This window comes from Bittarella massiliensis (ex Durand et al. 2017) (genome assembly GCF_009876955.1).
In the GTDB taxonomy this organism is placed as follows: Bacteria; Bacillota; Clostridia; order Oscillospirales; family Ruminococcaceae; genus Bittarella; species Bittarella massiliensis.
This window is the reverse complement of record NZ_WWVY01000009.1, coordinates 155577-172805: the sequence shown is the minus strand read 5'-3', so window position 1 is coordinate 172805 and position 17229 is coordinate 155577. Positions and strand designations below refer to the sequence as shown.

Sequence of the window (17229 nt, the reverse complement as noted above, 5' to 3'; positions counted from 1 at the left end):
TCCCGCGCAGCCGTCCGAACGGGTATGCGGGGAAAAATCAGTTGCTTTTCACCTCCAAATGAAAAATACTTTTCTTTTTCGCTTGACTTTTCTCATTTTTGATACTATTATCACTATTGATAACATTTGTGAGAGGAGGAGTGCCCATTGCAGTTTACGGCAGATATCATGAAGGCCCTGCTCAACCCGGTGCGGATGCGGATCATCCAACACCTGATCCTGCACCCTACCGCCACCAGCGGTGAAATCGCCGCCGCCCTCAGCGACGTGCCGAAGGCCACCCTCTACCGGCACATCAAAAAGCTGGCGCAGCTGGAACTTTTGCAGGTGGCCGAAGAGCGGCCGGTGCGGGGGTCGGTGGAGAGGGTTTACCGCCTGGCCCCCAACCCCCAGTGGCACGGCAGCGAGGAGGAGCTGGAGCAGATGCACCAGGGGCTGTTTGCCATCCTCCTGGGCATCATGGGCGATTTCGAGCGCTATTTTGCAAAACAGCCGCCGCCCGACCCGGCCAAGGGGGACATTGCCCTCACCACCTCGACACTGATGCTCACCGACGACGAGATGCGCCGGTTGAGCATGGAGATGGGCAACGTTTTAAACCCGCTGGTGGAAAACGGGCCCGCCCCCGGGCGGAAGGCCCGCAAGCTGACCTTTATCATCACGCCGGCAGAGGCGCCGGCCGCTCCCCCAGAGGGAGAAGAGAAGGAGGATACCTCATGCTGAAAATCGAGCATTTGACCAAAGTGTACAAGGGCGGCAAAAAGGCCGTCGACGATCTGAGCCTAGAGGTGGCCGCCGGCGAGATCTACGGGTTCATCGGCCACAACGGCGCCGGCAAGACCACCACCATCAAGGCGGCGGTGGGGATCTTGGATTTTGAGGGGGGCGACATCTTCATCGACGGGCACTCGGTCAAAAGAGAGCCCATGGCCTGCAAGGCAGTCACCGCCTACATCCCCGACAACCCCGACCTGTACGACCACCTCACCGGCATCCAGTACCTGAACTTTGTCGGCGACGTCTTCGCCGTCGAGGGGGGGCTGCGCCGCCAGCGCATCGCCAAATACGGCGACCGGCTGGAACTCACCGCCAACCTGGGCGACCCCATCTCCTCCTACTCCCACGGGATGAAGCAGAAGCTGGCCATCATCTCCGCCCTGATCCACGCCCCCAAGCTGCTTGTTTTGGACGAGCCGATGGTGGGGCTGGACCCCAGCGCGGCCTTCCACCTCAAGCAGATCATGAAGGAGCTCTGCGCGCAGGGCAGCACCATCTTCTTTTCCACCCATGTGTTGGAGGTGGCAGAAAAGCTCTGCGACAAGATCGCCATCATCAAAGAGGGGCGCCTGGTCGTCAGCGGCCCCACCCACGAGGTGATTGGCCAGAGCAGTCTCGAAGACGTATTTTTGGAGTTGATCGACCATGAATAAGCTGTTTTTGCTCGGCAAAGTCTACGCGCTCCAGTCCCTCGGCATCGGCAAAATGCTGCACGCCAAAGACCCGGCCGCCAAGCGCAAATCGCTGCTCATGGGGGTGGGCTTTGCCTTTCTCGCCGTCCTCCTGGTGGCCATGTCGGCCGTCTACTCGGTGGGGATGGGGCAGTTGGCCGCCATGGTGGGGCGTCCGGAGCTGGTGCTGACGGTCATGGCCGTGGCCGCCTCCCTCCTCTCCCTCATCACCGTCATCTACAAGGCCGGCAGCGTCCTCTTCTCCTTTCAGGACTACGACCTGCAGATGGCCCTGCCCATCCCCCAGAGCACCATCGTCGCCAGCCGTGTGCTCATCCTCTACGCCAGCAGCCTGCTCTTTTCCTGCCTGCTGCTCGTCCCCGCCGCTGTGGTCTACGCGGTGCAGACCGGCCCCTCTCTCCGGTTCTGGCTGGCCCTGGTGCCCGCGCTGCTGGCAATGCCCATCCTGCCGCTGGGGATCGGATTGGTCCTCGGTGGGACGGTGGCCCTGATCGCCGCCCGGCTGGGGCGCAACAAGATCCTCTCCATCCTCCTGTATGGGCTGCTGATCGTGGGGGTCCTCTTTGGCTCCACCGCCCTCAGCTACCGCGCGGCCGAGATGGAGGTCACCGAGCTGGCCCAGGTCGGCAGCCAAATTGCCCTGCAACTGGAATCCGTCTACCCGCCGGCGCAGCTGTTCACCCAGGGGGTGGCGGGCGGCAACTGGGGCAGCTGGCTTCTGCTGATGGCCCTGTGCGTCCTGCCCTTCGCCCTCTTTTGCCTGTTGGTGGGGCGCTACTACCGGCAGCTGCACGCCATCTTCACCACCACTTCGGCCAAAGGGAAGTACCGCCTGGGCGAACTGCGCCAGTCCTCCGCCCTCTCGGCCCTCTACAAAAAGGAGTGGCGGCGCTTCACCTCCTCCACCCTCTACATCTTCAACGCCGGGATGGGGGCGCTGATGTTGATTTTGCTCTGCGGGGCGCTGCTCTTTTTGCCCCAGGACCAGTTGGAGGCCATGATGGGCGTTCCCGGCCTGGCCGGGATGCTCACCGGCATCTGCCCCCTCATCATGGCCGCCGTCGGGGGGATGGGGGCTGTCAGCAGCTGCTCCATCTCCCTGGAGGGAAGCCACCTCTGGATCTTGCAGACCCTGCCGGTCCGCACCTCGCAGGTGTTTGCCAGCAAGGCCCTGGTCAATCTCACTGTCCTCGTCCCTGCCTGCCTGATCGGCTCGACCATGGCGGGGATGGCCCTGCGCCCCTCCCCTGCCGAGTGGGTGCTCTTCTACCTGACCCCGCTGGCCTTCGCCCTCGTCACCTCACTGGGAGGGCTGGTCTGCAACCTCCTGTTCCCCAAATTGGACTGGCAGAGCGAGGTCACGGTCATCAAGCAATCCGTCGCCTCCTTTTTGGGGTACTTCACCACTCCCCTTCTGGCCGCGGCGTTCATCGGCCTCGGTTTTGCCCTGCACCTGTCCATGGTCTTGGTCACGGCTGTGGCCACTGCGGCCGCCGTCCTCCTCTGCCTGGTGATATGGGGGTGGCTGAACACAAAAGGCGCGCGGATCTTCACACAGCTGTAAAAAAGAGCCCTCCGGCCGGAGGGCTCTTTTTCTCTGCACCCGCACCTGGTCACGGTGCGAAGGCAAGCGGCCTGCCCCCTTTGAGCTGGGTGGGCAAGTGGGGCAACCCCTCTATGCCGACTCCTCTCGTGCGAGGCAAAAACTCGGTTGGTGCTTTCAGGCGGAAGGGGTGGCAGCATGGTGGGGCTGCGCGCAAATGTGGGGTTCTCGCCGTTTTGAAGGGCGCGGGGGGATGCGGCAAACCGTCTCGTCGCCGTGATTACTACTTCTTAGAAAGTTTATCCATGTACCCACGGTGACAGGAGTGTGCTTGGGGAGGATTTCAAGTCGCGCACCCGTGTGGGGTGCGACCTCCATCAGCTACCGGGACAAGGCGTCGGCCTACAAGATTTCAATCCACGCACCCATGCGGGGTGCGACGCCGGCGGCAACCACTACCGCATTTTCGAGGACATATTTCAATCCACGCACCCACGCGGGGTGCGACGTACGTCTCATACAACGATTTTGGAGGCAGTTTATTTCAATCCACGCACCCGCGTAGGGTGCGACAGCAACAAAGCACAAAAACGCTTCATCCTCTTTCTTTTTTACTATACCGCTTCCCCAATATACTGTCAATTTGCAGCGACAAGTCCCCTTTTGTCGCTATCACTCCTCCCCTGCAACTGCCCACACGCGGTGCAAAGGTCTTGGAAAAATCCTGTTCGCTTGCCCTTCACACCGGGAGACGTAGCATTGTGAAAAAGCCCCAGTCCGCAAAAAAGGAGCGCCTAAAAGGCGCTCCTTTTTAACTAGTGCTCGCTCTCCCCCTCTGCCTTTCGCCGGGAGACGGCAATGGCGCTGGCGACAACGACTGCTGCGACGGCCAACAGGGCAATGCCGTCGAGGGCACAGCCCCGCAGCAGGTAGAGCAGGGCTGCCAGGGCGGAGACCAAACTGTAAAAGAAGAGGTCCCTGCCGAGGAGACCGGGGCGCTCGTCCCCCACCCTTTCGGCATCCGCACCGGTCCGGCGCCGGCGGCGGATAGTGTAGAGGGCCACAGCCGCCATCAGCAACAGGGCCAGCCAGTGCACCCAGCAATTGCCCACACCGCGGCCGCCCAGCAGGCCGGTATAGGGGGAATTTCCCCCTCCGTTCGGCGCACCGCCGGAACCGTCCGCGCCATCGGGATCAGCAGGGCCCACGGGGCCGGTGATTTGGCGGTCGGTGAGCTTGTAGGTCAACTGTACAGTGGTGGTGTTGCCCACCGAGTCGGTGGCGGTGTAATAGAAGGTGCAGCTGCCGGGGCGGGCCAGGTCGATTTCCTCTGCGGGCCTGCCATCTTGGTCAAAGAGCAGCAAGTCGTATGTCAGGCTGCCGTCCGCCTGGTTGGAGGAAACGGTGTACTGCTGAGCCATCCAATGCAGGATGTCGGCCTTGCTCCAGCTGCCGGAGCGGACCTCCTCCTCCAGATGGTCGCGGATGTTCCAGTGCTTCTTCTGGCTGCCGGGCACCGGGTCGGGCAGGGGGATGGGGTCGGGCAGGGAGTGCTCCGGGTCGCTGGGCACCACCGCCGGGGGCGTCTTGCTGATGAGGTGGTACTTCAACTTGACGCTGACCCGGTTGCCGTCCTGGTCGGTGACGGTGTAGATGAGGAGATAGTCCCCCACCCGGCTCTGGTCGATCTGCTCCACCGGGTCCCCCTTGCTGTCGTAGAGGGAGACGCTCCCCGTGAGTGCCGCCCCCACCGGGGAACTGGCGCCGTAGCGCTCCTCCATCCAGGAGAGGGCCGCCGCTTGGTCCAGCACACTGTCCTTGATGTACTCGGTGTACTCGTCCTCGTAGAGCAGTGCCGAGGGCTTCTCCGGGTCTGGCTCCTCTCCGTCCGGCAGAGGGGTCAGGGGGTCGTCCGGGTCCGCGGGCGTCGGGCCCACCAGTTCCCCGTCCTCCGGCGGGACGATCACCGGCGGCACCCGGCTGATGAGGTGGTAGGACAGCTCCACCGCCGTCTGGTTCCCGTTTGCATCGGTGGCTATGTAGCGGATCAGGTAGTCCCCCACCCGGGTCAGGTCGATCTCCTCGATGGGGTCGCCGTTTCTGTCCTCCAGCTCCACCTGCACCGACTGGCCGGCCGCGTCGGGATAGGTGAAGTGGTAGCGCTCCTCCATCAGGGCCTGGGCGGCGGCCTTGTCCATGACGCCGCTCTCCCGGATCAGCTCGGTCAGGCTGTCCTTGTAGATGGCCTTCACCGGCCCCTCGGGGTCGTCCGGGTCGATGGGGTCCACCTCCGGCCCGGGCAGGGGAGCGTCCGGGTCGGCGGGGTCCACCTGGGGCGGCCGGGCCTTGACCAGCCGGTAGTGGAGGATGATTTGGGTGGTGTTGCCGTCCCCGTCGGTGAGGGTGTAGAAGATGTCCACCCCACCGGGTTTGGTGGTGTCCAGGTACTGGCCCTGGGCGGTGATGTCCGCCCCCTCTTTGTCCTTCACCGCCACCTGGGCGGTGCTGCCGGCGGGCACGGCGTAGCGGTAGGCCAGCATCCCGTCCACCACGGTGCGGTCAAAGCTGCCGCCATAGAGGGGCGGATCGACGGAGATGACCTCGGTCACCGTCTCCTCGATGGTGCGGTGGAGAAGGCCGGTCTCCGGGTCGAGGGCGGGCTCCTCCCCCTCCGGCACCGGCTCCCTGTCCGGGTCGAGGGGCGGACCCACCGGCGGGATGTCCGGGTCCTCGGGCCGCTCCACCACCGGCGGCTCGCTCACCTGCACTGCCAGCGGCTGGCTGCGGTTGCCCGCCGCGTCTTCCACCAGGTAGATGCCGTTTTGGGTGGCGGTGTAGGTCTGGCTGCCGGCGCCCGATTGGTTCCCTGTGGCCCCAGTCAGGGAGAAGGTCTTCACCGGGGCAAACTGGCCGTCCGTCCCCTTTCGGTACAGCCTCCACACCCCCGAGAGGCCGTCTGTGGCGGTGAGGACCCCCGTGTCCTGGTCAAACGACAGGGTGGGGGCGGTCTTGTCGACCTTCACCAGGTCGTTTACTTTGGTGGAGACGGCGCCGGTGCCGGTGTCTTTGGCCTGGTAGGTGATGGGGCTGTAAATTTGCTCCTGGTCGTAGAGCTGGCTCTCCTGGTCCGCCAGGGTGACGGCGGAGCCGGTCTGGGGGGTGATGGTGAACTGGTCGAAGTCCCCGGCGAAGAACTGCACCGTCACGTCGTCCTTGTTCCAGCCGTTTTCGTTGGCTTTGGGCAGCCGGGTGTAGTGGTAGTCGCTGCCGGGGACCTGGGTGTTCGAGGCGGGGTCGTCCGGGTCCAGCGGCTCCAGGGGCCGCTCGTTGAGGAGGGTGGTACCGATGTAGTCGCGGTTGGCGAGGACGTCGTCCTCCAGCATCTGGCCCAGTTTTACCGCCTGACCGCTGCTCTCGGTGACCTTGACATAGTAAACTACCTTGTATTCGGTATTTCCCACCATGGTGATGGGGATGCCGTACTGCCCATCAATGGTGTAGCCGTTTTTCGAGGTGGTCACCGATGTCCCACCCACCGAGGTGGGGTGTTTGTTGTCGGCAATGAACTGCAGCCCCTGGGTGGGGTAGTTTTTGGTGTCGTCCGATGTCTTGAGGTGCAGGTCAAAGGTCTGGCCGCCCGCTCCGGACGCCTTATTTTTCACCGTGGACTCTACCCGCAGCACAGTGCCCGGGGTGACCACGTCGTTGGCCCCCACCACCTGGTTGGTGCCGTCTTTGTACAGGGTGATGTTCTGGATGGCGGGGTCAAAATCGGGGTAGCCGAAGCTGTCGAAATGACAGTCGATCTGCATGTTGGGGATCTGGGCATTCCAATCCCATTCGATCTGTCCCCACACCGAGAGATAGACCTTTCCTCCCGGAAAGGCCGCCTGCCGAATGTATCCCTGGGTGCCGGTGACGCTGCCCAGCTTGATGGTAAGCTCGTCCTTTTTGCAGTTATAGGAGAGGGTCAACTGGTGGCTGGCATTGTTGTAGGCCCCTACAGGTCCGCCTGTATAGGTGGGTTCTTGGTATGCACCGTCTTTCTTCCAGCCTGTGCGAAAGGTGCCGTTTTCAGTATTGGTGGCATCTATCCCCGAAGCGCTGTAAACGCCCCGCCCCCGGCTATACCACATCCAGTAAAGGTCGCCCTGGTCAAAGGGGACAGGGTCTTTGTTCAGGGAAAATCCAAAGTCGCTGTTGGTGTAGTAGTTGTTGGGGTCTTTCACTGGGGGTGAACTGCGAAAGGTGGCGGTCACCGTCCAGTTGCAGTTCAGGCTCAAGGCGTTGATGGTTTGAAAGCCACCAAAACTGTCGCTTGTCTTTCCACTGGGGTCATTGTAGGCATTTTTCCGCCAGTATAGTGGGGAATCTGTGCGGGCAAGGGTAAAGTTCCCGTTTCCGTTGTAAGAGGTGGGCGCGCCGCCGGTGTTGCGGATCTTGAACACCTTTTCGTAGTCGGTGGTCGCCACCGATGCCTGGGCGGTCCGCTGCACGGGAGGAATGCAGGTCAGCACAAAGGCGGCGGCCAACGCCAGGGCGCCCAAGCGGCTCCACAGGGGCTTGCCCTTCGCCCCTCGCCGCTGCCGCCTGGGGTTTCGCCCCTCTCTCTCTGCCAATTTCATGTTTTTTCCTCCTCCGTTGATTTTATGCCTCTACGGCAATTCATTAATAAGGCGTTGTCCGGAGGACAAAGAGCTCACAAAAATGCAGGAATTTTTTCCTTTCACAATTTGTGGTGAAATCGGTCGAATCTGTGCTATACTGTCTGCTGAAAAAGCGCAGAGGAAAGGGTGTTTGATTTGACGGTGAGCCACAAACAGCTGGGTCGATGGCTGAAACAGGTCCAACAGGGGGATGAGAGGGCTTTTGCCAAGCTCTACGCCGCCACGGTGGAGGCACAGTACTACCAGGCCCTGGCCCTGCTGGGCGACCCCCATCTGGCCGACGACGCGGTGCAGGACAGCTACGCCTCCCTCTACAAAAATACCGCCAACATCCGCGACCCCCAGGCGGTGGTGGCCTACCTCAACCGAGCCACTTACTCCTGCTGCCAGACCATCCTTCGCCGGGAGCGGCGGGCCCCGCGGGCGGAGGGCGGGGTCCTTTCCTCCCATCCCGACGCCGCCCCCGGCGAGGGGGCGCTGGACCGGCGGGAGACCTCCATCGCCCTGGAACAGGCCCTGCGGCGGCTGCCCGAGCGGGAGAGGATCGCCACCATCCGCTTTTACTGCCAGCAGATCCCCCTGCGCCAAATTGCACAGGAATTGGGCTGTTCCCTGGCCACCGTCAAACGGAGTTTGGCCAGCGCCAAGGCCAAACTCCGCCTCTACCTGAAAGACAGCTTCGCCCTGGTCCCCGCCGGGCTGGCCCTGCGGTGGGCGCTGCCCCACTCCTCGCAGGAGAGCGCCCGGCGGGCAGGGCTTCCCCATCCGCCCCAAAGGCGGATATCTCTGCCGGCGGCCTTTGCCTGCATCGCCCTGCGCGACGACGGCAGCGGGGTGGACTGGGCGAGTTTGCACCTGACTGATAGTGAGGGCCGGCCCCTCCCCCTGGAGGGAGCCGATCCCGCCAGTGGAGAGGTGTACGCCGGGTTGCCCGACGGCGACTACCGGCTGGCCGTCTGCGACCTGGCGGGCAACGAGGCCGTCCTCCCCTTCTCCGTTTCCCCCCTTCTCTGACCGCGCCTTCCGCACACAAAACGGGTCGTAACAAAAAGCATGGAGACAGAGGTTGCCCGCCGGCCGCCCTCCGCGCGCAGAGCGGCTGGAAACACGGAGAAAAGGCCGCCGGTCGACCGTCTCCCTGTGTACGAAAAAAGTTCCAGCTAAAAGCGCGAAGAAGAAATCGGCCGCCCCCCCGCACGCAAAAAAGAGTCCCTGCCCGGTCTCCCGGACAGGGACTCTTTGACATGTGATGTGCTGTTTTTCAGAAGGAGTTTTTCGCGCGGATGCTTACATCATCCCGCCCATGGGGGGCTGGGCCATACCAGCGGCGGGGTTCTCCTCTTTCTGGTCGGCGACCAGGCTCTCGGTGGTCAGGACCATGGCGGCGACGGAAGCGGCGTTCTGCAGGGCGCTGCGGGTCACCTTGGTGGGGTCGACGATGCCGCTCTCCAGCATCTCGACGTACTGGTCGCTGTAGGCGTCGTAGCCGTAGCCCATCTTGCGGGAACGCTTGATCTTGTCGACCACGACCGAACCCTCGACGCCGGCGTTGGCGGCGATCTGGCGAACCGGCTCTTCCAGGGCCTTCAGGACGATGTTGGCGCCGGTCTTCTCGTCGCCGGTGCAGCTGGCGGCCACCTTGGCCACCGCACCCACGGCGTTGAGGTAGGCGGTGCCGCCGCCGGCGACAATGCCCTCGGCCACAGCGGCCTTGGTGGCGGACAGGGCGTCCTCGATGCGCAGCTTGCGCTCTTTCATCTCCACCTCGGTGGCGGCGCCCACCTTGATGACGGCCACGCCGCCGGACAGTTTGCCCAGCCGCTCCTCCATGTGCTCCTTCTCAAAGTCGGAGGTGGAGGCGGCGATCTCGTTTTTGATCTGGGCGATGCGCTCGTCGATGGCCTCTTTGGCGCCGGCCCCGTCGACGATGATGGTGTTCTCCTTGGTGACCTTCACCTGCTTGGCGTTGCCCAGCTGCAGGACGGTGGTGTCTTTGAGCTCCAGGCCCAGCTCGCTGGAGATGACCTCGCCGCCGGTGAGGATGGCGATGTCGCGGAGCATCTCCTTGCGGCGGTCGCCGAAGCCGGGGGCCTTGACGGCCACGCAGTTGAAGGTGCCGCGCAGCTTGTTGACCAGGATGGTGGTCAGGGCCTCGCCCTCGATGTCCTCGGCGATGATCAGCAGCTTTTTGCCTGCCTGAACGATCTGCTCCAGCAGGGGCAGCAGGTCCTGGATGCTGGAAATCTTCTTGTCGGTGATCAGGATGTAGGGGTCGTCGAGGACGGCCTCCATCTTGTCGGTGTCGGTGACCATGTAGGGGGAGATGTAGCCGCGGTCAAACTGCATGCCCTCGACCACTTCGGAGTAGGTCTCGGCAGTCTTGGACTCCTCGATGGTGATGACCCCGTCGGCGGAGACCTTCTCCATGGTCTCGGCAATCAGCTTGCCGACGGCCTCGTCCCCGGCGGAGACAGAGGCGACCCGGGCAATGTCCTGGGAGCCGTTGACCTCTTTGGCGTTGGTGACGATGAAGTCCACCGCGGCGTCGACGGCCTTCTGCATCCCCTTGCGGATGATCATGGGGTTGGCGCCGGCGGCCACGTTCTTCATCCCCTCGCGGACCAGGGCCTGGGCCAGGACGGTGGCGGTGGTGGTGCCGTCGCCGGCGGCGTCGTTGGTCTTGGTGGCGACCTCTTTCACCAGCTGCGCGCCCATGTTCTCAAAGGGGTCGTCCAGCTCGATTTCCTTGGCGATGGTCACGCCGTCGTTGGTGATGAGGGGGGAGCCGAACTTTTTGTCCAGCACCACGTTGCGGCCCTTGGGGCCCAGGGTGACCTTGACGGTGTCTGCCAGCTGATCGATGCCGGCCTGCAGGGACTGTCTGGCTTCCTCGCCGAATTTGATCTCTTTTGCCATGTTGCCTTACTCCTTTATCAGTTGTAGTGATGTGTAAGCGGTTGTCTGCGGGCGGTCTGGGCCAGTCTTACTCGACGATGGCCAGGATGTCGTTTTGCCGCAGCAGGGTGAATTCCTCGCCTTCCACCTTGACCTCGGTGCCGGCGTATTTGCTGGCGATCACCTTGTCGCCCACCTTCAGGGTCATGACGACCTCGTTGCCGTCCACCATGCCGCCGGGGCCCACGGCCACCACTTCGGCCACCTGGGGTTTCTCTTTCGCGGCGTCGGGGAGAATGATGCCGCTGGCGGTCTTCTCTTCCGCCTCGAGCAGTTTAATCAGAACGCGGTCAGCCAAGGGTTTGATGGTCATACTGAATTCCTCCTATATTATAGTTTGGTATAATTGGTTTGGCAGTCTATATACCTGAGTGCTAAATATCATTGTAATCACTTTCCCACAAAAATCAAGGGGTATTTCCGGAAAATCAGTTAAAGTCAAAAGAATTTACATTTTATACAAATTTAAAGGCCCACTTTTTCCCTCCATGTACATTTTTAGGCCGAATTTGCTCTTAAAAAGACATCTGCCTGCTTTTCTGTTTGGGGGGTTGAACCTCTCGCCATACCCGTCGAGCACATCAAATTGTCTTTTCGCCACAAAAAACAGCCCCGCGAGAGAAAAATTTTCTCCCGCGAGACTGTTTTAAAGCCGTTTTCTGCGACAGAGTGCGATTTTGCCTTCACCCATTCCGCGGCGCGCCGCCCGCCGCAGAGAGCATTGCCTTAAAAAAGGCTGCTTTTTGACCACTTTAAATGTCGGGGGTGATCCCCTTTCTGCGCAGGGCCGCCTTGCGCAGCAGGTCCACCGGCAGCACCAAGGTGGAGATGAGGAGCACCGTCACCAGCTCCCGCAGGGTGAGCCCCGCCACCCGGAAGAGGCTGCCGCCAAAGTAGATGAGCAGCAGCTGTACCCCCGCCACCGCCGCCATAATGAACACAAAGGCCCGATTGCCCCCCAGGTTGGCAAACAGGTTGACCCGTGGGGTGCGGGCGTTGAAGCTGTTGAGGATGCCGGTGAAGATGAAGAGGGCGAAGAAGGCGGTCATGAAGTACTGCTCCCCCAGTTCAATGCGGAAGAGGTGTTTGAAGAGATCCACCTTCAAAAAGGCCACGCAAAGGCCCACGGTGAACACCCCCATACAGACGATCTGGTGGACCATGGAGCGGGTGAGCACCGGTTCGTCCCGCCGCTTGGGGGACTCTTCCATGTACTCCTCCAGCGGGGGTTCGCCGGCGAAGGCCAGCCCGGCCAGGGTGTCCATGATGATGTTGATCCAGAGCATCTGCATCACCGTCACCGGGGTGTCGATGCCGATAAAGGGGCCGATGACCGAGATCCCCACGGCGCAGAGGTTCATGGTCAGCTGAAAGATGATGAATTTGCGGATGGACTTGAAGATGGTGCGCCCGTAGAGGATGGCCCGGGTGATGGACTGGAAGTTGTCGTCCAAAATCACGATGTCGCCGGCCTCTTTTGCCACCTCGGTGCCGCTGCCCATGGCAAAGCCCACATCGGCCTTTTTCAGGGCCGGGGCGTCGTTGATGCCGTCGCCGGTCATCCCCGCCACCAGCCCCAACTCCTGGGCGGCCTTGACCAGGCGGCTCTTGTCCTGGGGCAGGGCCCGGGCCACCACCCGGATGCCGGGCAGGGCGTCTTTGAGCTGGCTGTCGCTCATGGCGGCCAGCTCCCCGCTCTCGAGGATGGCGCCGGGGGCGGCCTCCCGCAGAAGGCCCACGTCCCGGGCGATGGCGGCGGCGGTGTCCCGGTTGTCGCCGGTGATCATCACCACCTGCACCCCCGCCGCCTGGGCCTGGCGCACCGCCTGCTTGGCCTGGGGGCGCACCTCGTCGCGGATGCCCACCAGCCCGATGAGGGTCAGGTCGGAAAAGCGGCCGCCGCCCTCCCCCACCGGGACGGCGCTCTGGCAGAGCACCAGCACCCGCACCGCCTGGGCGGTCAACTCTTTCCAGCGCAATTTGAGCAGCTTGAGGGAGTCCAGGGGCCGGGCCCGCCCCTCCCCGTCCACGTACTTGGTGCAGCTCTCCAGCAGTTTTTCCGGCGCGCCCTTGACGAAGGTGCGCCCGTCCTCCAACGTCACGGCAGCGTATTTGTTGGCCGAGTCAAAGGGCACCCGCCGGGCCACTTGCACCTCTCCCTTGGTGCTCTGGGGCAGGGCAAAGGCCAGCAGCGCCCGGTCGGTGGCGTTGCCCCCCAGCGGGCCCTGGGGGCTGATGACCGCCTGGTTGTTGTAGCGGCAGCAGTCCTCCACCTGCCGCCAGAGCCCCTTTTGGCTCCGCAGGGTGGCGGCGGTCTTGTACTCCCTGCCGTCCCCGGCCAGGAAGTGGGTCACCTCCAACCGGCCCCGGGTGAGGGTGCCGGTCTTGTCGGTGAAGAGGATGTTCAGACTGCCGGAGGTCTCGATCCCCACCAGCTTGCGCACCAGCACGTGGTCTTTGAGCATCCGCCGCATGTTGGAGGAGAGGACCACCGTGATCATCATGGGCAGCCCCTCCGGCACCGCCACCACCACCACGGTGATGGCCAGGGTCACGGCGTGCAGGATGTGTTCGAGCACCAGCGAGGGCTGGGCGAAGAGGGCCGAGATGGCCGCCGGGTCAAAGTGGTTGGAGAGGAAGAAGGCGTTGAAGAGGTCGGCCACGGCCACCAGGGCGGCGGCGCAGTAGCCCAGCCGGGAGAGGATCTTGGCCAGCCCCCCCAGCCGCAGCCGCAGGGGGCTCTCCCGGGTCTCCTCCTGCATCTCCCGGGCCATGCCGCCGTAGAAGGTCTTGTCCCCCACGGCCAGCACCTCCATGGCCCCCTCGCCCGAGCAGACCACACTCCCCCGAAAGAGCCAGTTGGGGGCGGCCAGGTCGGCCTTCCCCGCCTCTCCGGCGGCGGGCTTTTTCTCCACCTCGGCGCTCTCGCCGTTGAGGGCGGACTGGTCCAGGTGGAGACTGCCCTCCACCATCACCCCGTCGGCGGGCACCCGCTCCCCTGCCTGCAGCAGCACCACGTCCCCCACCACCACCTCGTCGATGGGGACCGAGGCGGCCATCCCTGCCCGGCGGACCCGGCACTGGATGCTGGCGGCGTCCTGCTGCAGCTTGATAAAGGCCGATTCGCTGCCGTACTCGCTGAGGGTGGAGACAAAGGTGGCCAAAAAGATGGCCACCGCGATCCCCACCGTCTCGAACCAGTCGAAGTCGCGGAACAAAAAGACGATGTTGATGGCCAGCGCGCAGAGCAGCACCTTGATGATGGGGTCGCCGAAGCTGGCCAGGAATTGCTTGAAAAACCCGCTGCGCTCCCCCTGGGTGAGGGCGTTGGAGCCGTGTCGCTGGCGGGCCTGCTCCACCTGGATCGGGTTGAGCCCCCGGCGGTAGTAGAGCGATGGCGCCATAGAAGTCATGTCGCATTCCTCCCTGTGAACATTCCTGCATTTTTGGGGACGGGACTTGTCCCTTCTCTCCACTCTATGCAGCCCTGGGCGGGGAATATGCTCGTCCCCCCACTGCGCCAAGGCGGCCAAACCGGGACGGCGACGGGGCGCCCCTCCCGGCAGGGGGCGACAGAGGCAGAAAAAAGGGAAAAATCACTTCCTCCCCTTGACGGGGGCCCCTGTCTGCCGTACAATAGATACCGACGGTATGTATGTGAGGTGAACGAGATGGCCAGAAACAAGCACCCGGAGGAGACAGTCAAAAAAATTTTGGACGCCGCCCAGCGGCTGTTCACCCAAAAGGGGTATGAAAACACCTCCATCCAGGACATCATCGACCAGCTGGGAGGGCTCTCCAAAGGGGCCATCTACCACCATTTTCGCTCCAAGGAAGAGATTTTTGACGCGGTCTGCCAGCGAATTGGGGAGGCCAATCTGGCCCTCTTCACCGCCATCCGCGACGACCCGACACGCAGCGGCCGGGAAAAATTGCGGGCCATGCTGGCGGCTGCCTGCCACAACCCCGGCGACGAGGCGGTGGCGGCCATGATGCTGGAGACGGTGCGCGACCCCCGCTTTGTCATCACCCAGCTGGACGAGGTGTTCTCCCTGGTGGCCCCCCACTTCATCCAGCCAGCTATTGAAGAGGGGCTGCGCGACGGCTCCCTGCCCGACGCCGTCCAGCCCCGGGAGCTGGCCGAGGTCTTTGCGGTGCTGCTCAATGTCTGGGCCAACCCCTTTGTCCGCCCGGACGAGCCCGAGCGGCTGCGGGCGCGGGTCCAGCTGCTGGCGCGGATGCTCCGGAGCGCGGGGCTGGACATCATCGACCGGGAGCTGGAGGAGGACTATGTGGCCCTCACCACCCTCTTCCACGGCCCCAAAGACAGCGCAAGAGAGCCCCATTAAAGGGGGCTTTCTCTCTGCGGATCCTCCGACTGCCGCTCCCTTCCGCCCGAAGGAGGGCGGCGGCCCTCCCCCAGTGGCCGTGGCGGCCGCGACAACTGCTCCTGTGCGGAGCAAATTTTTTTCGCAAAATACATACCGTCGGTTGGTATTAAAAACTGTCTTTCTGCTGACAAGGAGGCACCGATGAAAACAACATCTCCCCCCAAACTCTTCCGCCGCGACTTCACCCTGGTGGCGATCGGCCAGATCATCTCCCTCTTCGGCAACGCCATCCTCCGCTTCGCCCTCCCCCTCTACCTGCTGCGCCAAACCGGTTCGGCGGCCCTCTTCGGGCTGGTGAGCGCCTGCTCCTTCCTGCCGATGATCGCCCTCTCCTTTCTCGGCGGGGTGCTGGCCGACCGGGTCAACAAGCGCAACATCATGGTGGCGCTGGACTTCTTCACCGCCCTGCTGGTCCTCTCGGTCTACCTGGGGCTGGGGCGGCTGCCCCTGGTCCCCCTCATCCTGGTGGCGCTGATGCTCCTCTACGGCATCAGCGGCACCTACCAGCCGGCCGTGCAGGCCAGCATCCCCGCCCTGGTGGAGGGGGAGCAGGTCCTGCGGGGCGGGGCGGTCATCAACCAGATCTCCTCCCTCTCGGGACTGCTGGGCCCCATCGTGGGGGGAATGTTCTTCGGCGCCTTCGGCATCTTCCCCATCCTGGCAATCAGCGCCGCCTGCTTCTTTGCCTCGGCGGTGATGGAGCTCTTTATCCACATCCCCTTCACCCCCCGGGAAAAGGGGCCGGGGGTCCTGTCGATCGTCCGCGCCGACCTGCGCGACAGCAGCCGCTACATCCGCCGAGAAAAGCCCCTTCTGGCCAAGGTCATCCTGCTGGTGGCCGCCATCAACCTGGTGATGACCTCGGTGATGACGGTGGGCCTGCCGGTGGTCGTGGTGGACACCCTGGGGATGAGCGACCGGATGCTGGGTCTCTTTCAGGGCATCGGGGCCCTGGGCGGGCTCTGCGGCGGCCTCTTTGTCGCCGCGGCGGGCAACCGCCTCACCCTGCGCCACTCCCCCCGGCTGCTCCTCCTCTGCAGCGCCTTTGCCGGGGGGCTGGCCCTCCCCCTGTTGCTGGGCCTCTCCCCCGTCGCCGGCTTCTGGCTCATCACCGCCTTCAGCTTCTTCATCATGGCCCTGGCCACCGTCTTCAGCGTGCAGATGATGGCCGCCGTTCAACTGGAGACCCCGCCCCAGCTGGTGGGCAAGGTCATCGCCCTGATGATCGCCCTCTCCATGTGCGCCCAGCCCTTGGGGCAGGCCATCTACGGCGCCCTCTTCGAGCAGTTCCCCGCCGGGGGCGGGGTCATCCTCCTGGCGGCGGCCATCCTCTCCGCCGGGCTCTCCCTCCTCTCCCGCCGCATCTTTGCCGACGCCTAGGCCGCCCTGTACACAAAAAAGAAGGCACACCCTCTCGGGTGTGCCTTCTCGCCGGTTTAGTACCTAGCGGATGAAGTTGGTGCGCAGCGGCGCTTCGGGGGCCGGCGGGTTGACGCCTGCGGCCTTCCCCGCCTCGATGCAGCGCAGCAGCCAGGCCATGTTCCGGCCCAGGGTGCGCATGATCTGCAGCCCCTCCAGGTCCTGGCGGACCTCCTCCGGGGTGTTGCCGTGCACCATGTTCCAGTACTGGGAGGAGACCACCGGCATCTTGGCGATGGTGAAATACTTGTTGAGCGCGTCCAGCGAGGCGGTGGTCCCCGCCCGGCGGGCCGAGGCCACGGCCGCCCCCGGCTTGTAGGCGAAGGCGGCGCTGCCGGCGTAAAAGGCCCGGTCCAGCACCGAGAGGATCCGCCCGCTGGGGTGGGCGTAGTAGACCGGGGTGCCAAAGACAAAGCCGTCGGCCCCCTCGGCCTTTTCGATGAGCCGGTTGACCACATCGCTGTCAAAGACGCAGCGGCGCTCCATCTTCCGGCAGCCGCCGCAGCCGATGCAGTCGCGCACCGGGTCGGCCCCCAACTGCAAGATCTCGGTTTCCACCTGCTCCTCTTCCAGGGCGGCGGCCACCTCCGACAGGGCGGTAAAGGTGCACCCGTTTTTATTGGAACTCCCGTTGACCAGCAAAACTCTCATCAGGCTGCTCTCCCTTCTCACTGTGGGCGGCCCCGCCCGGGGCGGGCCGCCTGTCCTCACGTCTCTCTGTGTTTTAGTATAGCACGGCCACCCTCTTTTTTCCAAACGGTTTTTCAGCGGCGGCAAAGGGGCCC

At 63.6% G+C, this 17229-nt stretch carries 11 protein-coding genes; 6 read left to right on the top strand and 5 right to left on the bottom strand.

Annotated features, from left to right (window positions below; genetic code table 11):
* Nucleotides 1-147 precede the first annotated feature (147 nt).
* Genes GT748_RS11060 through GT748_RS11050 form a run of 3 tightly spaced genes read left to right on the top strand, consistent with a single transcriptional unit; the run spans nucleotide 148 to nucleotide 3033 of the window.
* Nucleotides 148-723 (top strand): helix-turn-helix domain-containing protein, encoded by a 576-nt coding sequence (locus GT748_RS11060; RefSeq protein WP_052537728.1) that lies wholly within the window; start codon nucleotides 148-150, stop codon nucleotides 721-723.
* Nucleotides 717-1430, top strand: coding sequence for an ABC transporter ATP-binding protein (locus tag GT748_RS11055; protein WP_021661217.1), 714 nt, complete (start codon nucleotides 717-719; stop codon nucleotides 1428-1430). The genes GT748_RS11060 and GT748_RS11055 overlap by 7 nt, the downstream gene beginning before the upstream one ends.
* A complete protein-coding gene (locus GT748_RS11050; RefSeq protein WP_021661216.1) occupies nucleotides 1423-3033 on the top strand; it encodes a hypothetical protein in 1611 nt (536 codons plus the stop codon). Before GT748_RS11055 ends, GT748_RS11050 begins: the two co-directional genes overlap by 8 nt.
* A 794-nt stretch (nucleotides 3034-3827) precedes the next feature.
* Here the strand turns inward: GT748_RS11050 and GT748_RS11045 are convergent.
* Nucleotides 3828-7637: a hypothetical protein gene (locus tag GT748_RS11045; RefSeq protein ID WP_021661213.1), complete on the bottom strand. Its 3810-nt coding sequence runs from the start codon at nucleotides 7635-7637 to the stop codon at nucleotides 3828-3830.
* A 168-nt stretch (nucleotides 7638-7805) separates the two neighbouring features.
* Here GT748_RS11045 and GT748_RS11040 point away from each other — a divergent pair, with 168 nt between their 5' ends.
* A complete protein-coding gene (locus GT748_RS11040; protein ID WP_021661211.1) occupies nucleotides 7806-8693 on the top strand; it encodes an RNA polymerase sigma factor in 888 nt (295 codons plus the stop codon).
* A gap of 273 nt (nucleotides 8694-8966) precedes the next feature.
* Here the strand turns inward: GT748_RS11040 and groL are convergent, their stop codons facing one another.
* From groL to GT748_RS11025, 3 genes are all read right to left on the bottom strand, one after another.
* Nucleotides 8967-10595 carry a chaperonin GroEL gene (groL, locus tag GT748_RS11035; protein WP_021661210.1) on the bottom strand — a complete coding sequence of 543 codons (1629 nt, stop codon included), beginning with the start codon at nucleotides 10593-10595 and terminating at the stop codon, nucleotides 8967-8969.
* Nucleotides 10596-10662: 67 nt separating this feature from the next.
* The gene (locus tag GT748_RS11030) at nucleotides 10663-10947 is read right to left on the bottom strand and encodes a co-chaperone GroES (RefSeq protein WP_021661209.1); all 285 of its coding nucleotides are present in this window, start codon (nucleotides 10945-10947) and stop codon (nucleotides 10663-10665) included.
* 439 nt (nucleotides 10948-11386) lie between these two features.
* Complete coding sequence (locus GT748_RS11025) at nucleotides 11387-14047, bottom strand: calcium-translocating P-type ATPase, PMCA-type (protein ID WP_021661207.1); 2661 nt, start codon at nucleotides 14045-14047, stop codon at nucleotides 11387-11389.
* A 258-nt stretch (nucleotides 14048-14305) separates the two neighbouring features.
* Between GT748_RS11025 and GT748_RS11020 the strand changes: the two genes are divergently transcribed.
* On the top strand, nucleotides 14306-14983 hold the full coding sequence (locus GT748_RS11020) for a TetR/AcrR family transcriptional regulator (RefSeq protein WP_021661205.1): 678 nt from the start codon (nucleotides 14306-14308) through the stop codon (nucleotides 14981-14983).
* Nucleotides 14984-15166: 183 nt separating this feature from the next.
* Entirely contained in the window at nucleotides 15167-16405 is a 1239-nt protein-coding gene (locus tag GT748_RS11015; protein WP_021661204.1) for an MFS transporter, read from the top strand.
* 63 nt (nucleotides 16406-16468) lie between these two features.
* Here GT748_RS11015 and GT748_RS11010 read toward each other — a convergent pair whose 3' ends face one another.
* A complete protein-coding gene (locus GT748_RS11010; protein WP_021661203.1) occupies nucleotides 16469-17095 on the bottom strand; it encodes a flavodoxin family protein in 627 nt (208 codons plus the stop codon).
* Between the last annotated feature and the right edge of the window lie 134 nt (nucleotides 17096-17229).